Genomic DNA, 16,268 nt, shown 5'->3' on the forward strand with positions numbered 1-16,268 from the left:
TCTGGTGGTGTTACGGCTTCCGCCGGTGGTCAGCGGCGCCGGCCGGCCCGGCCGCCCTGGGCGGTCCGCCCGGGTACGGCGTGCACGCTCTGGGCCTGCTGGTTCTCCCGCTCGGCGTCCCAGCGGGCGTACGCGTCGACGATCTCACCCACCAGCTTGTGGCGGACCACGTCGGAGCTGGAGAGCTGGGCGAAGTGCACGTCCTCGACGTTGTTCAGGATCTCCCGGACCACCCGCAGGCCGCTCGTCGTCCCGCCGGGAAGGTCCACCTGGGTGACGTCACCGGTGACGACGATCTTGGAGCCGAAGCCGAGCCGGGTGAGGAACATCTTCATCTGCTCGGGCGTGGTGTTCTGCGCCTCGTCCAGGATGATGAACGCGTCGTTGAGGGTGTTGTGGGTCAACAGGAAGTCGTCGGTGACGTAGAGCGAGTCCTCCGCCGCGACCTGGATGCACATCGTCTCCCGCACCCCGGTCGGGACGATTGAGTCGATGAACCGCATCGGCCGGCCACCGCCGCGCTCGTCGTAGAGCCGGCGCTTACGCGAAAGGCGGAACGGCGCGACACCGGCGGGTAGCCGGATCTCCACCACGTAGGCGTCGGACCGGTACGGAACCGGCCGGCCCTTCGCCAGGCCGGGCTTGCGTCCCTCGGCCGGACGAACCCGCGCCGTGGCCACCCCTCCGAGCGACTCGACCAGGTGGACCACGTCGTCGCACAAGCGGGGGGAAGTGGTCGAGTACTGCACACGGCACGTGCGCCCGGCCTGGGTGACCGGCCCGCCGTCGGTGTCCAGCAGCCCTTGCAGGACCGCCAGCCGGACGCCGACGCTGTTGTTCTTGTAGACCTCGGGGACGAACTTCGTGGCCGAGGTGGCCCCGGCCAGCCCCAGTTCGCGGACGGCCACCGTCACCGGGTTCGCCACGATCACGCCGCCGCGGTGCCCGTTGACGTGCCGGAGGACGTAGTCGTAGTCACCCTTGCGGACCAGTTGGATGTCGACGAGCGCCTCCTCCAGCGCGGTCGCCAGCTCCGGGTCGGCGGTGCAGAAGGCCGGCGTGGCGCGGGACGAGATCGCGCCGTCGCCGAGCAGCAGCCCGAGCGCGTACGGGTCGAGCGGAACCGCCCGCGGCTCCATCTGCACCGGCGCGACGAGCGGGAGTTCGTAGCGACGGGTGTGGCCTCGCCACTCCTTGCCGATCATCTCCTGCGTCTCGATCGTGCGCCGGCGCCCACGCCGCTTGTCGTCCGGCGTGGCGACGGTCCACAGGTGCTCGCCGCAGCAGAGCGTGGACGCGCCGTCCTGCGTGGTGACCCGGTAGGTCTGCTTCGGCCCCTGGGGGTAGATGCCGATCACCGGCGTGGGCGTCCCGTCCGAGCCGATGACCAGGTCGCCGACCTGGAGCGAGCCGAACGGCCGGAAGCCCTCCGGGGTCAGCACCCGGGCGTCGTACGGCTGGGCCCGCCCGCGCATGTATGCCAGCGGCGCGACCTCGATCGTCCCGGCGGCCATCAGCTTCGGGATGGTCTCCGGGTCGAGCATGTCGTGCAGCGCGTCGTAGAGCGGGCGCAGGTAGGGGTCGATCTTCTCGTTCAGGGTGCCGGGCAGGAAGCCGAGCCGCTCCCCCGCCTCGACCGCCGGCCGGGTCAGGATGATCCGGTTGACCTGCTTGGCCTGGAGCGCCTGCACGGCCTTCGCCATGGCCAGGTAGGTCTTGCCGGTACCGGCCGGGCCGATGCCGAAGACGATGGTGTGCGCGTCGATCGCGTCGACGTACTTCTTCTGCCCGAGCGTCTTGGGACGGATGGTGCGGCCGCGCCGGGAGAGGATGTTGAGCGTCAGAACCTCGGCGGGCCGCTCGGCGCCGCCCTGCTCGAGCATGCCGACGGTACGCCGTACGGCGTCTGTGGTCAGGGTCTCGCCTTTCTCGATCAGTTCGAGGAGTTCACTGAAGAGACGCTCGGCGAGGGCGTTGTCGGCGGGCGCGCCGGTGATGGTGATCTCGTTGCCGCGCACGTGGACGTCGCTGTTGACCGAGCGTTCGACGAGTCGCAGGATCTCGTCGCCCGCGCCGAGCAGGTTCACCATGATCTTCTGGTCGGGGACCGTGATCCTGGTCTGCACGCGCGGCGTGCCGGGAGGTGGGGTGCCGGTCATAGGTCGGGCCCGCGGGCCCTGCGCCACCTGCTCTCCGCTTCTCGGTGCCGGGCCCTGCTGGCGCGGCGTACGGTTACCTCCCATCGTATCGGGTCGGCACCGCGCACACCGCGCCCATTTCCGGCGCTCGCCGATCAGTCACCGACGCGGAAGTCGTACCCGTCGAAGGTCTCCTGGCGGCGGGTGAAGCGGTAGGTGGCCCAGTGCATCCGGACCACCACGCCGCGCTCGTCGCGCGTCAGCCGCAGCAGCTCCCCCACCTCGCGTCCGGAGACCGTGCGGAACACGTCCGGCCGGTCCGGCAGCGGCGCGAACACCGCGGGTGGCTTCCCGGCCGGGTCGTCCGCGCCCCGGGCCCGCAGGGTCCCGTCGTGCCAGGAGAAGACGTACTCGAAACCCTCGCCCCACCAGCGGCCCAGCATGCCGCGCAGGTGCGCCGGGGCGGGCGGGCCGGGACGCCACGGCTCGATCTCCGCCGGGTCGTGCTCGGCGGCGGCGGCGAGCAGCCGGTGCACCAGGTCGAACACCTCCACGCCGGTGCCGGACGAGCCGAGCACCGCGGCGCCCATCGCCGCGGCGGTGCCCTGCCCGCCGCGCCGCCCGTAGACGGCGGCCAGGAATCCGGGCATCGCGCCGTCGTGCCCCACGTGGGTCACCCGCTCCGGCTGCGGAACCAGGATCAGCCCGAGACCGAAGCCGGCCGCCCAGAGCGACTCGTCGGTGGTGGTCAGCGGCCAGCGCATCTCCTCGACGGTGGCCGCGGCGAGCACCGTGCCGTCCGGGTCGAGCGCCGCCGGGTCGGCCAGGAACGCGGCCCAGCGGGCCATGTCCGGCGCGGTGCTCCACAGCTGCGCGGCCGGCGCCACCGCGCCGAAGTCGGCGGGTGGCTCCGGGCGGGCCTCGTCGGAGTACGCGTCGACCAGGAACCCGGTCGCGGCACGCCCGGTCGGGTGCGTGTAGGTGGCGGTCAGCCCGAGCGGGGCGAGGACCCGGTCGGCCAGCACCTCGGCCCAGGTGCCGCCCCGGAGCCGGGCGGCCATCTCGCCCAGCAGCGCCATGCCGAGGTTGGAGTAGTGGAAGCGCCGCCCGGTGGGCAGCACCCGCTCGACCCGGGCCAGGTCGGCCAGCAACTCCTCGACGGCCGGGGCGCGCAGGCTGTCCCACACGTCGCCGTGGGGCTCGCGTTGCAGGCCGGCGGTGTGCGACAGCAGCCGGCGTACGGTCAGCTCGCCGTGCGCGGGCAGGTCGAGGTGCCGCCCGACCGGGTCGTCCAGGTCGAGCAGGCCGTCGTCTCGGCACTGCATGACCAGCGCCGCCGTGAAGGTCTTGGTGACCGAGCCGATCCGGAACACCGTCTCCGGCCCGAGCGCGGTGTCGTTGCCGGTGTCGCCCACGGCGCAGGTCCAGAGCGGCCGGTCGGCGCGGTGCAGGGCGGCCGACACCGCCGGGATGCGCCCGGTGGCCTGCGCCTGGCGCACCATCCGGCCGAGCCGGTCCGGGACGTCGGTCATCGGCAGAGCATCGGTCCGAGCGGCGCACCGCCGAGCAGGTGGGCGTGCACGTGGAAGACCTCCTGGCCGCCGTACGGCCCGGTGTTGAACATGAGCCGGAACCCGTCGACGGTCAGGCCCTCCTCCTCAGCCACCACGGCGGCGGTCTGGAGCACCTCACCGGCCAGCTCGGGCGCGCCCTGGGCCAGCGTGGCCACGTCCACGTAGTGCTCCTTCGGGATCACCAGCACGTGGGTGGGCGCCTTCGGGTCGATGTCCCGGAAGGCGAGGGTGGTGGCGGTCTCGCGGACGATGGTGGCCGGGATCTCCCCGGCGACGATCCGGCAGAACAGGCAGTCCATCGCAGCAGTGTAAGGAGGGGCCCCCGCTTAACGCCTCCGGTATGCGAAGGGGCCCTTCTCAACACCCCGGGCCGGTGCGGCAGGATGGCCGCCATGTCGGGACGGGCAGTGCTGGTGACGGGGGCCTCGCGGGGCATCGGGCGGGCGGTGGCGCGGGCGTTCGCCGCAAGTGGAGACCGGGTGGCGATCCACCACCGGGACTCGGCCGAGCTGGCGGAGCGGCTGCGCGCCGAACTGCCGGGCGACGGGCACGTCGTGGTCCGCGCCGACCTGGCCGACCCCGACGCCGTACGCGCCATGGTGGACGAGGCGGCCCAGCGGCTCGGCGGCCTCGACGTGCTTGTCAACAACGCCGGCGTGTTCGGGCCGGCCGATCCCCCGCACCCGGTCTTCGAGAGCAGCTACGAGCAGTGGCGGGCGCGGTGGCAGGAGGTGCTCGACACCAACCTGGTCGGCGCGGCGAACGCGGCCTGGTGCGCAGCGCAGCACATGCGGGAACGCGGGGGCCGGATCGTCAACGTCTCGTCCCGGGGCGCGTTCCGGGGCGAGCCGGCCAACCCGGCGTACGGGGCCAGCAAGGCCGGGATGAACGCGATGGCCCAGTCGCTCGCGGTGGCCCTGGCCCCGTACGGCATCGCCGTGGCGTGCGTGGCGCCCGGCTTCGTCGAGACCGACATGACCAACGAGCATTTGAAGAGCGAGCGGGGCGAGGCGGTACGCGCACAGTCCCCGTTCCACCGGGTGGCGCGGCCGGAGGAGATCGCCGCAGCGGTGCACTGGCTGGCGAGCCCCGAGGCCGAGTGGGCGTCAGGCACCATCATCGACCTGAACGGCGCCTCCTACCTCCGCTCCTGACCCGCCCCTCCCTCACCCCCGCGATCTTGCACTTTCGGCCCCGGTGAAGCACCACAAAAGGGACGCAACGCGGGCCGAAACTGCAAGATCGGCGCGCAGGAAAGGGCGCGGGGCGCGGGTTACCAGTGGGTCAGGCGGGTGGCCAGGACTGTGAGGGCGGCCACGCCTGCTGTGGACGTGCGCAGCACCGACGGGCCCAGGCGGACCGTGCGGGCGCCCGCCTCGGCGAAGGTGGCCAGTTCGTGGTCGGCGATGCCGCCCTCCGGGCCCACCACCAGGACGATCTCCCCGGCCGTCGGCAGGTCGACTGTGGTCAGCCGGTCCTGCGCGCCCTCGTGCAGCACGAACGCGGCGGCCGCGCCGGCGATCCGGCAGGCCACCGTCGCGGTGGACTCGTCCGGGGCGCCGGCCACCACCGGCAGCCACGGGCGGCGGGCCTGCTTGGCGGCCTCCCGGGCGGTGGCCACCCACTTCTGGCGGGCCCGTACGCCCCGGTCACCGCGCCACTGCGCCACCGAGCGGGAAGCCGCCCAGGGCACGATCTCGTCCACCCCGACCTCGGTCATCGCCTGCACGGCGAGTTCGCCCCGGTCGCCCTTGGCGATGCCCTGCACCACGACCAGCCGGGGGACGGGCGCGTCCGCGTACCCCCGGCTGGTGACGCGCAGGTCGAGCGTGCCCCGGCCGACGGCGGTGACCACCGCGGCGGCGGTGCCGCCCCGGCCGTCGGCGAGCAGCAATTCCTCACCGACGCGCAGCCGCTGCACGGTGGCCGCGTGATGGCCCTCCGGGCCGTCCAGCGTCAGCGCGTCACCGGTGGGCAGCGCATCGACCAGGAACAGCGGGGCGGACACCTCAGGCGTGCCCGTTGAAGGCGTCGCGCATCCGGGAGAAGAAGCCGCCCTGCTTGCTCAGCTCGGCGACCTCCTCGCCGCGGGTCTTGGCGAAGTCGCGCAGCATCCGCTCCTGGTCGGCGTCGAGCTTGGTCGGGGTACGCACGTCCAGGTGCACGTAGAGGTCGCCCCGGCCGGTGCCGCGCAGGTGCGGTACGCCCCGGGCGCGCAGCCGCAGCGTGCTGCCGGGCTGGGTGCCGGGCTTGACGTCGACAGCTTCCTCGCTGTCGAGCGTCTTGATGGTCAGCCGGGTGCCGAGCGCGGCGGCGGTCATCGGCACGGTGACCCGGCAGTGCAGGTCGTCGCCCTTGCGGGAGTAGACGTCGTGCGGCCGCTCGTGGATCTCCACGTAGAGGTCGCCGGCGGTGCCGCCGCCCGGGCCGACCTCACCCTGCTGGGCGAGGCGGATCCGCATGCCGTCCTCGACGCCGGCCGGGATCTTGACGGTCAGCGAGCGGCGGGTACGCACCCGGCCCTCACCGGCGCAGGTCGGGCAGGGGTGCGGGATGGTGGTGCCGTAGCCCTGGCAGACGGTGCACGGCCGGGCGGAGACCACCTGGCCGAGGAACGTGCGCTGCACCGACTGCACCTCGCCCCGGCCGCCGCACGCCTCGCAGGTGGCCAGGTGGGTGCCGGCGGCGGTGCCGGCGCCGGAACAGGTGGTGCAGAGCACCGCGGTGTCGACGGTGATCGGCGCCTCGACGCCGAACGCGGTCTCGTTGAGGTCCAGTTCCAGGCGCAGGATCGCGTCCGCGCCGGGCCGGGTGCGCGGCCGGGGACCCCGGCTGCCGCCCGCCGCGCCGCCGAAGAACGCGTCCATGATGTCCTGGAAGCCGACGAACGGACCGGCGCCGCCGGGCCCGCCCGGGCCGCCCATGCCACCGCCGCCGGGGGCGAGCGGGTCGCCGCCGAGGTCGACGATCTGCCGTTTCCGGTCGTCCGAGAGGACCTCGTACGCGGCGTTGATGTCCTTGAACTTCTCCTGGGCCTCCGGGTCCGGATTGACGTCCGGGTGGTACTGCCGCGCCAGCTTGCGGTAGGCGCGCTTGATCTCGTCGTCGGAGGCGTCCCGATTCACACCGAGAATGCCGTAGTAGTCCCTGGCCACTGCGTTAGGTGTCCTCATGTTCGTCTCGCGTCGCTCCGGTCGTCGGCCGCAACCGGCCGTCGGCCCTGACTGGTCAGTTCTGGGCCAGCAGTTCGCCCACGTAGCGTGCCACGGCCCTCACCATGGCGATATTGCCGGGGTAGTCCATCCGGGTCGGCCCGAGCACGCCGAGCCCACCGACGATCGTGCTGCCCGGTCCGTAGCCGGTGCTGACCACCGAGGCGGCCCGCAGGTTGTCGAACTCGTTCTCGTCGCCGATCAGCACGCGGGTGGTGCTCGGCTCCGTCTCGCCGATCAGTTTGAGCAGCACGACCTCTTCTTCGAGCGCTTCCAGGATCGGCCGCAGCGAGCCCTGGAAGTCGAGCAGGCCGCCCCGGGTGAGGTTGGCCTGCCCGGCCAGCGCGAGGCGCTCCTCGTGCCGTTCCACGAGCGTCTCCAGCAGCACCGTGGAGAGCGTGGTCATGGCCGGGCGCAGATGCGGCGCGGACTCTTCCACCAGGGCCTGCACCAGCGGCGGCGTCTCGGAGAGCTGGCTGCCGACAAGCTTCTCGTTCACCAGCCGGCGCAGGTCGGTCACGTCGTCGGCGGGAACCGGGGCGGGCAGCTCGACGAGCCGCTGCTCGACCCGGCCGGTGTCGGCGATCATGACGACCATCAGCCGGGTGGTGGAGATCGGCACCAGTTCCAGGTGACGCACCTTGGACCGGGCCAGGCTCGGGTACTGCACCACGGCGACCTGCCGGGTGAGCTGGGCGAGCAGCCGGACCGTGCGGTGCACCACGTCGTCGAGGTCGACCGCGCCGACCAGGAAGCGCTCGATGGCCCGCCGCTCGGCCGGGCTGAGCGGCTTGACCCGGGAGAGCCGGTCCACGAAGAGGCGGTAGCCGCGGTCCGTGGGCACCCGGCCGGCGCTCGTGTGCGGCTGCCGGATGTAGCCCTCCTCCTCCAGCACCGCCATGTCGTTGCGCACTGTCGCCGGGGAGACGCCGAGCTGGTGCCGCTCGACCAGGGCCTTGCTGCCCACCGGTTCCTGCGTGGCGACGTAGTCCTCGACGATCGCGCGCAGCACGGCGAGTTTGCGGTCGTCGAGACCCATGTCCCCACCTCCTGACACACCTCGGCCGGGCCGGCACGCGGCATCCGCCGGGCGGCTGGCACTCGACTGTAGCGAGTGCCAGTCTACGTCGGCACCCCCGCCGATGCGATGATCACCTGACGGACCTGCGGTGCGGCCCACCACACCGCGCGGTACGCCCGGCCGAACAGCCGGTCACGCTGGGTCTGTGTCGCTCTGGTGCCACTTGCCCGGTGGCCCTACCGTGACGTCATGACTGAACCTCCTCGCCCTCCCGGAGCAGGGGACTCCGGCCCCCAGCCCGACCCGTCGGCGCCCTACGGCTCCGGCGAGCCGCCCACCGCTCCACTGTCCGGCGCGCCGGGCGCAGGCGGGTATCCCCCGCCCGGTGACTATCCGCCCCCGGGCGGCTACCCGCCTCCCGGCGGGCAACCCCCGCCGGGCGACTACCCGCCCCCTGGTGGTTACCCCCCGCCGGGCGGCACGCCGGGCTACGGCGCCGGCTACCCCGCCGGTGGCGGCTATCCCGGCGGTAGCGGCTACGGCCCGGCCGGGTACGCCAACAACGACGAGAAGACGTGGGCCCTGGTGGCGCACTTCGGTGGCGCCGCGGGCGTCATCGTCGGTGGCGGTCTGCTCGGCTGGGTCGCCCCGCTGATCGCGATGATGACCCGCGGTCAGCAGTCGCCGACCGTACGCGCCCACGCGGTCGCGGCGCTGAACTTCCAGATCACCTGGACCATCGCGAGCGTGCTCGCCTGGGTGATCACGGTCGTCACCTGCGGGATCCTGTTCTTCATCCCGATGCTGGTCTGGCTGGTGCCGCTGATCTTCGGGATCATCGGCGGGATCAAGGCCAACGAGGGTGTGCTCTACCGCTACCCGATGACCTACAACTTCATCAAGTGACACCGTCGGCCGGCCGAGGGGGACGGCCGGCCGGCGCCGCTCACGGCAGCAGGTCGCGGACCACCGCGTCGGCCAGCAGCCGTCCGCGCAGCGTCAGCACCACGAGCCCCCGCGCGTACGCCCCGGCGTCGAGCAGCCCGGCGTCCCGGGCCCGCTCGGCGCCCGCCCGACCGGGCTCGTCCAGCACGTCCAGTGGCAGGCCGGAGGCGAGCCGCACCCGCAGCATCACGTCCTCCATGTGCTGTTCGTCCGGGCTGAGCACTTCCCGGGCCAGCGCCGGTGAGACGCCCTCGGCCAGCCGCGCCGCGTACGCGCTCGGGTGCTTGACGTTCCACCAGCGCACGCCGCCGACGTGGCTGTGCGCCCCCGGGCCCAGGCCCCACCAGTCGGCGCCGGTCCAGTAGAGCAGGTTGTGCCGGCACCGGGCCGCCGCCGAGCGGGCCCAGTTCGACACCTCGTACCAGGAGAAGCCGGCCGCGCCGAGCGCCGCCTCCGCGGCCAGGTAGCGGTCCGCCGCCACGTCGTCGGAGGGGTACGGCAGCTCGCCCCGGCGCATCCGCGCGGCCAGCCGGGTGCCGTCCTCCACGATCAGGGCGTACGCGCTGACGTGGTCGACCCCGGCGTCGACCACCTGGGCCAGCGAGGCGGCGAAGTCCTCGGCCGTCTCCCCCGGCGTGCCGTAGATCAGGTCCAGGTTCACGTGCTCGAACCCGGCGTCGCGCGCCTCCAGCGCGGCGGCGGTGGCCCGGCCTGCGCTGTGCCGCCGGTCGAGCACCGCGAGCACCCCGGGCGCGGCCGACTGCATGCCCAGCGAGATCCGGGTGTAGCCGGCCGCCCGCAGCGTCTTGAGCGACTCCGGGGTCACCGACTCGGGGTTGGCCTCGGTGGTCACCTCCGCGTCGGCGGCCAGCCCCCAGACGCGGTCGATGCCGTCCAGGATGCGGGCCAGGTCGTCGGCGGGCAGCAGGGTCGGCGTGCCGCCGCCGACGAAGACGGTGTCCACCCGCTGCGGCGGCGAGTCGCCCAGCACCCGGGCGGCCAGCGCCAGCTCGGCCAGCACGGAGTCGGCGTACGTCTCCCGGCTCGCCCCGCCGCCCAGCTCGGCGGCGGTGTACGTGTTGAAGTCGCAGTAACCGCACCGGGAGGCGCAGAACGGGACGTGCACGTACACGCCGAACCCGCGCGCGCCGACGGTGCGACGGGCGGTGGCGGGCAGCGATCCGTCGCGCGGGACGGGTTCGCCTTCTGGAAGGACGCCGGGCATGGCCACTAGTGTGCCCGGCATGACCTCTCCGGACGCTCTCGTGCGAGTCGCCACGGCCCGTGGGGTGACCACCCTCACCCTGGACAGCCCGCACAATCGCAACGCGCTCTCCACGCCCCTGATGACCCAGCTGCTGGCCGGGCTGGCCGACGCGGTCGCCGACGACGCGGTACGCGCGATCGTGCTCGACCACACCGGCCCGGTCTTCTGTTCCGGCGCCGACCTGAAGGAGACCGCCGCGGCGTACGCCAGCGGCACGGTGCCCGCCGGAATGCTCGGCGACGTGCTGGTCGCGGTGCGGGAGTGCCCGAAGCCGGTGCTGGCCAAGGTGGCCGGGCCGGCCCGGGCCGGTGGGCTGGGCCTGATCGCCGCCGCCGACCTGGCGGTCTGCGCGCAGGAGGCGACGTTCGCGTTCACCGAGGTACGGATCGGGGTGATCCCGGCGGTGATCTCGGCGACCGTGCTGCCCCGGCTGGACCAGCGGGCCGCCGCCGAGCTGTACCTGACCGGCGACACGTTCGACGGCCGCCGCGCCGCCGAGGCCGGCCTGGTCACCGCCGCGGTGCCGGCCGACGAGCTGGACGCCGCCGTCGAGCGCTACTGCGCCTCGCTCGTCAAGGGCGCGCCGGGGGCGCTGGCCGGGGCGAAGGAGCTGCTGCGCCGGCCCGCCGCCACGGACCTGCGGGCCGAGATCGCCGAGTTGGCGGCGCTGTCCACGGGGTACTTCCTCTCCGACGAAGGACGTGAGGGCGTCATGGCGTTCCGGGAGAAGCGGCCCGCCGCCTGGGTGCCCGCCGGGGACTGAGGTGCGCGGCGGGGCCCGCCTCGACGCCTTCGGTGGCGGCGGGCCCCGCCCGGCGGCACGGCGTGGCCGGTCACGTGGCGACGGGACGGCCACTCGGACGAGAGGCGCGGGCGCGGGGCCGACGTACGCTTGTCGGACTGTCGGGACAGGGGGTGCGGGTGCGGACGCGAGCGGCGATCGTGGCATCTGGTGTTGCGGTGTGCGTACTGGCTCTGCTCGCGGTCTATGTCGTGACCAAGCAGTTCGGGGAGCACCTGCGGCTCCCCCTGGCCAGCCGGACCTGCACGGTGCAGGCCGACGGCGAGGTGGTGCTCGGCGCCGACCAGATGGCGAACGCGGCGACCATCGCGGCCATCGGGATGCAGCGCCGGATGCCCGAGCGGGCGGTGGTGGTGGCGCTGGCGACCGCGTACCAGGAGTCGCACCTGCGCAACATCGCGCACGGTGACCGCGACTCGCTCGGCCTGTTCCAGCAGCGACCCAGCCAGGGCTGGGGCACCCCGGAGCAGGTCCAGGACCCGCGCTACGCGGCGAACAAGTTCTACGCCGCGCTGAAGAAGGTCAAGGGGTGGGAGCGGATGCGGGTCACCGACGCCGCCCAGCGGGTGCAGCGGTCGGCCTTCCCCGAGGCGTACGAGAAGTGGGCCGACGAGTCGGAGGTCCTGACCCGCGCGTTGCTCGGCCACGCGACCGGCGCGGTGGCCTGCACGGTGAGTTCGCCGCCGACGATGCGCGGGCCGGCCGCCGCCAGCGCCGTGCTGGAGAGCCTGTCGCTGGACTGGGGGCTGCCCCGGCTGGCCACGGCGACGGACCTGACCGCGCTCACCGTGCCGGCGGGCGACGACCGCAACGGCTGGCGGTACGCGCACTGGCTGGTGTCGCACGCCGACGACCACGGCGTGAAGAAGGTCCGCTTCGGCAACCTGGAGTGGACGGCCGAGCAGGGTTCCTGGGCCCGGGTGAAGGGCGATCCGGCCACCGAGGTACGCGCCGAGGTGTTCGCCGCGGCCTGACCGGCCGCCCTCTCAGCCCTTCACCGCTCCGGCGACCAGGCCGGAGACCATCCGGCGCTGCACCAGCAGGAAGAAGATGATCACCGGCAGGGTGAACAGCGTGGACGCGGCCATGACCGACCCCCAGGCGGTGTCGTCCCGGCCGAAGAAGAACGTCATAGCCACCGGCAGCGTGTACTTCTGCTGGTCGTTGATGAAGGTCAGCGCGAAGATCAGCTCGTTCCAGGCGGTGATGAACGAGAAGATGCTGGTGGCGACCAGCCCGGGCGCGACCAGCGGGAACAGCACCTTGCGGAACGTCTGGGCCCGGCTGGCCCCGTCGATGGCGGCGGCCTCCTCCAGTTCCTTCGGCACCGCGGCGACGAAGCCACGCAGCATCCAGACCGCGAACGGCAGCGAGAAGCCGAGGTACGTGAGGATCAGGCTGGGCAGCGTGTTGTAGAGGCCGAGCCGCTGAATCATCAGGAACAGCGGGATGACCAGCGCCTCCAGCGGGATCATCTGCACCACCAGCAGCATGATCAGGAACGTGGTGCGCAGCTTGAACCGGAACCGGGCCACGGCTGTCGCGGCGAGCAGCGCGACCAGCCCGCTCAGCAGCACCGTCGCCAGCGCGACAAGCGCGCTGTTGAGGAAGAAGTCGGTGAACGTCACGCCCGGGATCAGGTTGCCGGTGAGGATCTCCCGGTAGTGCTCCAGCGTCGGCTCCGCCGGCACCGGCCGGGGCGTGGACGAGAAGATCTCCCGGTTGGGCTTCAGCGACGTCGCCACCATCCAGTAGACCGGGAACGCGGCGAAGAGCGCGACCAGCAGGCCCGCGCCGTTGAGGGCGATCTTCTTCATCATCCGTCCTCCTGCCGCAGCACCATGCGGACGTACAGGCCGGTCACCACGAGCAGGATCACGGTGAGGATCACGGCGATGGCGGAGCCGAGGCCGTACTTGGGCGGCGGCGAGAACGCCTCCGCGTACGAGTAGATCGACAGCATGAACGTCGACCGGTCCTGGGTGCCGCCGGCCAGCACGAACTGCTGGGTGAAGACCTTGAAGTCCCAGATCGTGGAGAGCACCACGAGGATGCCGAAGACCGGCCGCAGGATCGGGAAGGTGACCGACCAGAAGACCTTCCACGGGCCGGCGCCGTCGACCCGGGCCGCCTCCTGCAACTCCGTCGGCACGCTCTTGAGCCCGGCCAGCACGCTCACCGCGATGAACGGGAACGAGTGCCAGACCACCACGAGCGTCAGGATGGCGAAGAACATCAGCGGGTCGTTGAACCAGCCGTACCCGGTCCAGTCGCTGCGCCCGAACAGGGCCGTGGACAGCCCGTCGGGGAGCTTGTTGAACAGCCAGGTGACCAGGCCGCTCGTGTCGTCGAAGATCCACTTCCAGACGATGGTGCCGGTCAGCGCCGGGGTGGCCCAGGCGAGCATCACGCAGCTCGCCACGAACGTGGCCATCTTCTTGCCCAGGCGGTTGAGCAGCAGCCCGACCAGGGTGCCGAGGATCATCGTGAGCGCCACGTTGGCGACCGCGAACAGCACGGTGTTGCGCAGCACCGTACGGAAGAACGGGTCGCCGAGGATCTGCGCGTAGTTGGCCAGGCCGACCCACGGCCACTCGCGGTCGCCGCGCAGCTGCCGGACGCTGTCCAGCTTGTGGAAGGACATCCACACGACCTGGCCGAGCGGCCAGAGCAGCAGCACGGCGATGATCGCCAGGCAGGGCAGGAGCAGAACGTACGGAAGGTGATCCACCCGGCGACGACGCCGCCGCGCGGGGGTCTCCCGCGCGGCGGCCTCGCCGGTGGCCTCGGTCAGCGTGGTCACTTGGCGTTGAGGATGCTTTCCATCTCGGTGGCCGCGTCGGCGGTGGCCTTCTCGACCGTCTTCTGGCCCTTGATGACCGAGCTGTTCATCGCCTGGGTCACCGTCTTGGTCCGGCTGACCTCGACCCACTTCGGGGTGAGCGGGGTCAGCTTGGTGTTCTGGATGGCCGTGGCGAACGCGGCCATCACCTTGTCGTTGGCGTAGTTGCCGCCGCTGACCAGGTCCTTGTAGACCGGGAAGAAGCCGAGGCTGCCGGCGAACTCCTGGTCCTTCTGCTTGCTCAGCAGCACTGTCATGTAGTCCCAGGCCAGCGACTGCCGCTCGCTGTCCTTCCAGATGGCGATGTCGGAGCCGCCGGCGAACGCCGGGGCGGCCTTGCCGTCCGGGCCGGGGATCGGGAACGTGCCCCAGACCTTCTCGATGTCCGGGTTGTCCTTCTTCATCGCGCCGCCCTGCCAGCTTCCGGCGAACGCCATGGCGGCCTTGCCGGTGGCGAACTGGGTACGGGCGTCGACCTCGTTCCACCCGGCGGCGGCCGGCGGGGCGACCTTGTGCACGGTCACCAGGTCGGTCCAGAACTTGACCGCCTTCTGCGCCTCGGGGGTGTTGTAGCCGGACTTCCAGGAGTCGCCCTCCTTGGTGGCGATCTCCGCGCCGGCACTCCAGAGGAAGGAGTAGAACGGCAGCTCGGAGTTGCCGGGCAGGGCGATGCCGTAGGTGCCGGGCTTCTTGGCCTGGACGGTCTTCGCGGCGGCGACCATCTCGTCCCAGTTCGTCGGCGGCTTGACGCCGGCCTCGGCGAACCAGTCGGTCCGGTAGTAGACGGCGCGCACGCCGGCGTACCACGGCACGCCGTACTGCTTGCCGTCGAGCTGGGCGTTCTTGACCAGGTCGGGCAGGATGTCCTTGCCCTCGGACCAGCCGTTGAACTTGTCCGTGACGTCGGCGAGGGCCTCCTGCGCGGCCCAGCCCTGGGTCTCGGTGTTACCGAGCTCGGTGACGTCCGGGCCCTCCCCGCCGGCGAGCGCCGCCTGGAACTTCTTCGGCGCCTCGAGCCAGGGGATGTACTGCACCACGACGTCGGTCTCGGGGTGCTTCTTCTTGAACTCCGCCTCGACGCCGTCGAGGAACGCGGTCTGGGCGTCGCCGCCCTCACCCATCATCCACACAGTGAGCTTGCTGTTGTCGGCGGCCTTGTCGTCGTCGCCGGAGCCACCGCACGCGGTCAGCACCAACGCGGCCGACGCCACGATGGCGGTGACCGGAGCCAGCCGCTTCCACCTGTTCACGCCATATCTCCCTCAGGGCCGTTTGGCACTAACCTTCTCCGCCGCACCTTAGTAGGAAAATTTCCTTTACAACAGGGGGTGTTCGCGACGGAGGGCAGAGGCGACCGTATCGCAGCCGAGGGCCCGGCGAACATCGATGCCGTCCGGGCAGTTCAGAGACCCACGAACGCCGACGGGCGCCCGGCCGGTGAGGCCGGGCGCCCGTCGAGGCGCGTGGTGCGGGGTCAGTAGCGCGAGACGCCGCGGCGACGGCCGACGCCGGCCACCAGGGCCACGCCGATCGCAGCGAAGAGCACCTGCAGCATCAGCTCGCGCCAGTCGATACCGGCGGTCTCGGCGAAGCCGGAGGCCCGGGCCACGATCGTGCCCAGAAGCGCGGCGCCGACACCGATCAGCATGTGCAGCCAAATCGGCATGTTCTGACGGCCCGGCACGACCAGCCGGCCCAGCGCGCCGACGATCAGACCAACGACCAGCGCCGTGATGATGCCCCAAACGGTGAGCTCCATGGTCGCCCTCCTCCTTAAGATCGGGTCACACATTTTTGTGTGGTTACTGTCGTGATCGCTAAGTTCCCGACCGCCCGGAAATCCAAACCGACTCCGATGACGAATTGTTCAGACGTACGCTGAACTGCTGTTTCTCCTCGAAACCAGGCGCGGCGAGCGGCAGGGACGCACGGACGGGGTTCAATGCCGAAAGCGCCGACGGGCGCCCGGCCAGGTGGCCGGGCGCCCGTCGAGGCGCGTTCGTGCGCGGGTCAGTTACCGCGAGACGCTGCGGCGGCGGCCGACGCCGGCCACCAGGGCCACAGCGATGGCGGCGAGCACGACCTGCACGGCCAGCTCGGCCCAGTCGATGCCGGCGGTCTGCGTGGCGATGCCGAGCGCCCGGGCCAGGACGGTGCCCAGCAGGGCGGCGCCGACGCCGATCACCATGTGCAGCCACATCGGCATGTTCTGCCGGCCCGGCACGACCAGCCGGCCCAGCGCGCCGACGATCAGACCCACGACCAGCGCGGTGACGATGCCCCAGACGGTGAACTCCACGGTCGGTCCTCCTAAGCGATTTCGCACGTTCTGTGCGTTTGCTGTCGTGACCGCTAAGTGCCCGACGCATCGAAAACCGAAACCGGCGGCATCGACCACCGCTCCCCCCGCGACCGCGAACCTGCAGGTGGGAGCGCTGCCACCGGCTGAAAATTTCCTGGGTACGCG

Annotated in this window: 15 protein-coding genes and 3 pseudogenes; 4 read left to right on the forward strand and 14 right to left on the reverse strand. The window is 72.0% G+C overall.

Features of this window, described 5'->3' with window-relative positions; translation table 11 throughout:
• Window positions 1-29: 29 nt before the first annotated feature.
• The 5 genes and pseudogenes from FHU28_RS32890 to FHU28_RS27590 all read right to left on the reverse strand — a co-directional run.
• Window positions 30-392: pseudogene (locus tag FHU28_RS32890) on the reverse strand (PhoH family protein); the annotation flags it as partial.
• 264 nt (window positions 393-656) lie between these two features.
• Window positions 657-1,475, reverse strand: a pseudogene (locus tag FHU28_RS33145) (LAGLIDADG family homing endonuclease); the annotation flags it as partial.
• Window positions 1,464-2,159, reverse strand: a pseudogene (locus tag FHU28_RS32900) (PhoH family protein); the annotation flags it as partial. The pseudogenes FHU28_RS32900 and FHU28_RS33145, both read right to left, overlap by 12 nt.
• Before the next feature lie 134 nt (window positions 2,160-2,293).
• Window positions 2,294-3,670 carry a serine hydrolase domain-containing protein gene (locus tag FHU28_RS27585; protein WP_184687486.1) on the reverse strand — a complete coding sequence of 459 codons (1,377 nt, stop codon included), beginning with the start codon at window positions 3,668-3,670 and terminating at the stop codon, window positions 2,294-2,296.
• The gene (locus tag FHU28_RS27590) at window positions 3,667-4,011 is read right to left on the reverse strand and encodes a histidine triad nucleotide-binding protein (protein ID WP_073831842.1); all 345 of its coding nucleotides are present in this window, start codon (window positions 4,009-4,011) and stop codon (window positions 3,667-3,669) included. Before FHU28_RS27590 ends, FHU28_RS27585 begins: the two co-directional genes overlap by 4 nt.
• Window positions 4,012-4,104: 93 nt before the next feature.
• On the opposite strand from FHU28_RS27590, the gene FHU28_RS27595 reads away from it, so the two are divergent.
• Window positions 4,105-4,866 carry an SDR family NAD(P)-dependent oxidoreductase gene (locus FHU28_RS27595; RefSeq protein WP_184687488.1) on the forward strand — a complete coding sequence of 254 codons (762 nt, stop codon included), beginning with the start codon at window positions 4,105-4,107 and terminating at the stop codon, window positions 4,864-4,866.
• Between the two features lie 119 nt (window positions 4,867-4,985).
• Here the strand turns inward: FHU28_RS27595 and FHU28_RS27600 are convergent, their stop codons facing one another.
• From FHU28_RS27600 to hrcA, 3 genes are all read right to left on the reverse strand, one after another.
• The gene (locus FHU28_RS27600) at window positions 4,986-5,720 is read right to left on the reverse strand and encodes a 16S rRNA (uracil(1498)-N(3))-methyltransferase (protein WP_184687490.1); all 735 of its coding nucleotides are present in this window, start codon (window positions 5,718-5,720) and stop codon (window positions 4,986-4,988) included.
• A gap of 1 nt (window position 5,721) precedes the next feature.
• The gene (gene dnaJ / locus FHU28_RS27605) at window positions 5,722-6,867 is read right to left on the reverse strand and encodes a molecular chaperone DnaJ (protein ID WP_184689976.1); all 1,146 of its coding nucleotides are present in this window, start codon (window positions 6,865-6,867) and stop codon (window positions 5,722-5,724) included.
• Between the two features lie 73 nt (window positions 6,868-6,940).
• Window positions 6,941-7,963, reverse strand: coding sequence for a heat-inducible transcriptional repressor HrcA (gene hrcA / locus FHU28_RS27610; protein ID WP_184687492.1), 1,023 nt, complete (start codon window positions 7,961-7,963; stop codon window positions 6,941-6,943).
• A 231-nt stretch (window positions 7,964-8,194) separates the two neighbouring features.
• Here hrcA and FHU28_RS27615 point away from each other — a divergent pair, with 231 nt between their 5' ends.
• On the forward strand, window positions 8,195-8,851 hold the full coding sequence (locus FHU28_RS27615; RefSeq protein ID WP_184687494.1) for a DUF4870 domain-containing protein: 657 nt from the start codon (window positions 8,195-8,197) through the stop codon (window positions 8,849-8,851).
• A 40-nt stretch (window positions 8,852-8,891) separates the two neighbouring features.
• Here FHU28_RS27615 and hemW read toward each other — a convergent pair whose 3' ends face one another.
• Complete coding sequence (hemW, locus tag FHU28_RS27620; protein WP_184689978.1) at window positions 8,892-10,115, reverse strand: radical SAM family heme chaperone HemW; 1,224 nt, start codon at window positions 10,113-10,115, stop codon at window positions 8,892-8,894.
• Between the two features lie 19 nt (window positions 10,116-10,134).
• Between hemW and FHU28_RS27625 the strand changes: the two genes are divergently transcribed.
• Together FHU28_RS27625 and FHU28_RS27630 are read left to right on the forward strand one after the other, a co-directional pair.
• A complete protein-coding gene (locus tag FHU28_RS27625) occupies window positions 10,135-10,920 on the forward strand; it encodes an enoyl-CoA hydratase-related protein (protein WP_184687496.1) in 786 nt (261 codons plus the stop codon).
• Window positions 10,921-11,072: 152 nt separating this feature from the next.
• Window positions 11,073-11,933: a hypothetical protein gene (locus FHU28_RS27630; protein ID WP_030503116.1), complete on the forward strand. Its 861-nt coding sequence runs from the start codon at window positions 11,073-11,075 to the stop codon at window positions 11,931-11,933.
• Between the two features lie 12 nt (window positions 11,934-11,945).
• On the opposite strand, the gene FHU28_RS27635 is transcribed toward FHU28_RS27630, so the two are convergent.
• The 5 genes from FHU28_RS27635 to FHU28_RS27655 form a co-directional block, all read right to left on the reverse strand.
• Window positions 11,946-12,779 carry a carbohydrate ABC transporter permease gene (locus FHU28_RS27635; RefSeq protein ID WP_030503115.1) on the reverse strand — a complete coding sequence of 278 codons (834 nt, stop codon included), beginning with the start codon at window positions 12,777-12,779 and terminating at the stop codon, window positions 11,946-11,948.
• Entirely contained in the window at window positions 12,776-13,762 is a 987-nt protein-coding gene (locus FHU28_RS27640; protein WP_184687498.1) for a carbohydrate ABC transporter permease, read from the reverse strand. The genes FHU28_RS27635 and FHU28_RS27640 overlap by 4 nt, the downstream gene beginning before the upstream one ends.
• Window positions 13,759-15,051, reverse strand: a complete 1,293-nt coding sequence (locus FHU28_RS27645) for a sugar ABC transporter substrate-binding protein (RefSeq protein WP_184687500.1) — start codon at window positions 15,049-15,051, stop codon at window positions 13,759-13,761. Before FHU28_RS27645 ends, FHU28_RS27640 begins: the two co-directional genes overlap by 4 nt.
• A gap of 224 nt (window positions 15,052-15,275) precedes the next feature.
• Window positions 15,276-15,560, reverse strand: coding sequence for a GlsB/YeaQ/YmgE family stress response membrane protein (locus FHU28_RS27650; protein ID WP_013287983.1), 285 nt, complete (start codon window positions 15,558-15,560; stop codon window positions 15,276-15,278).
• Window positions 15,561-15,815: 255 nt separating this feature from the next.
• On the reverse strand, window positions 15,816-16,100 hold the full coding sequence (locus FHU28_RS27655; RefSeq protein ID WP_184687501.1) for a GlsB/YeaQ/YmgE family stress response membrane protein: 285 nt from the start codon (window positions 16,098-16,100) through the stop codon (window positions 15,816-15,818).
• Window positions 16,101-16,268 lie beyond the last annotated feature (168 nt).

It is taken from the genome of Micromonospora echinospora (assembly GCF_014203425.1).
Classification (GTDB): Bacteria; Actinomycetota; Actinomycetes; order Mycobacteriales; family Micromonosporaceae; genus Micromonospora; species Micromonospora echinospora_A.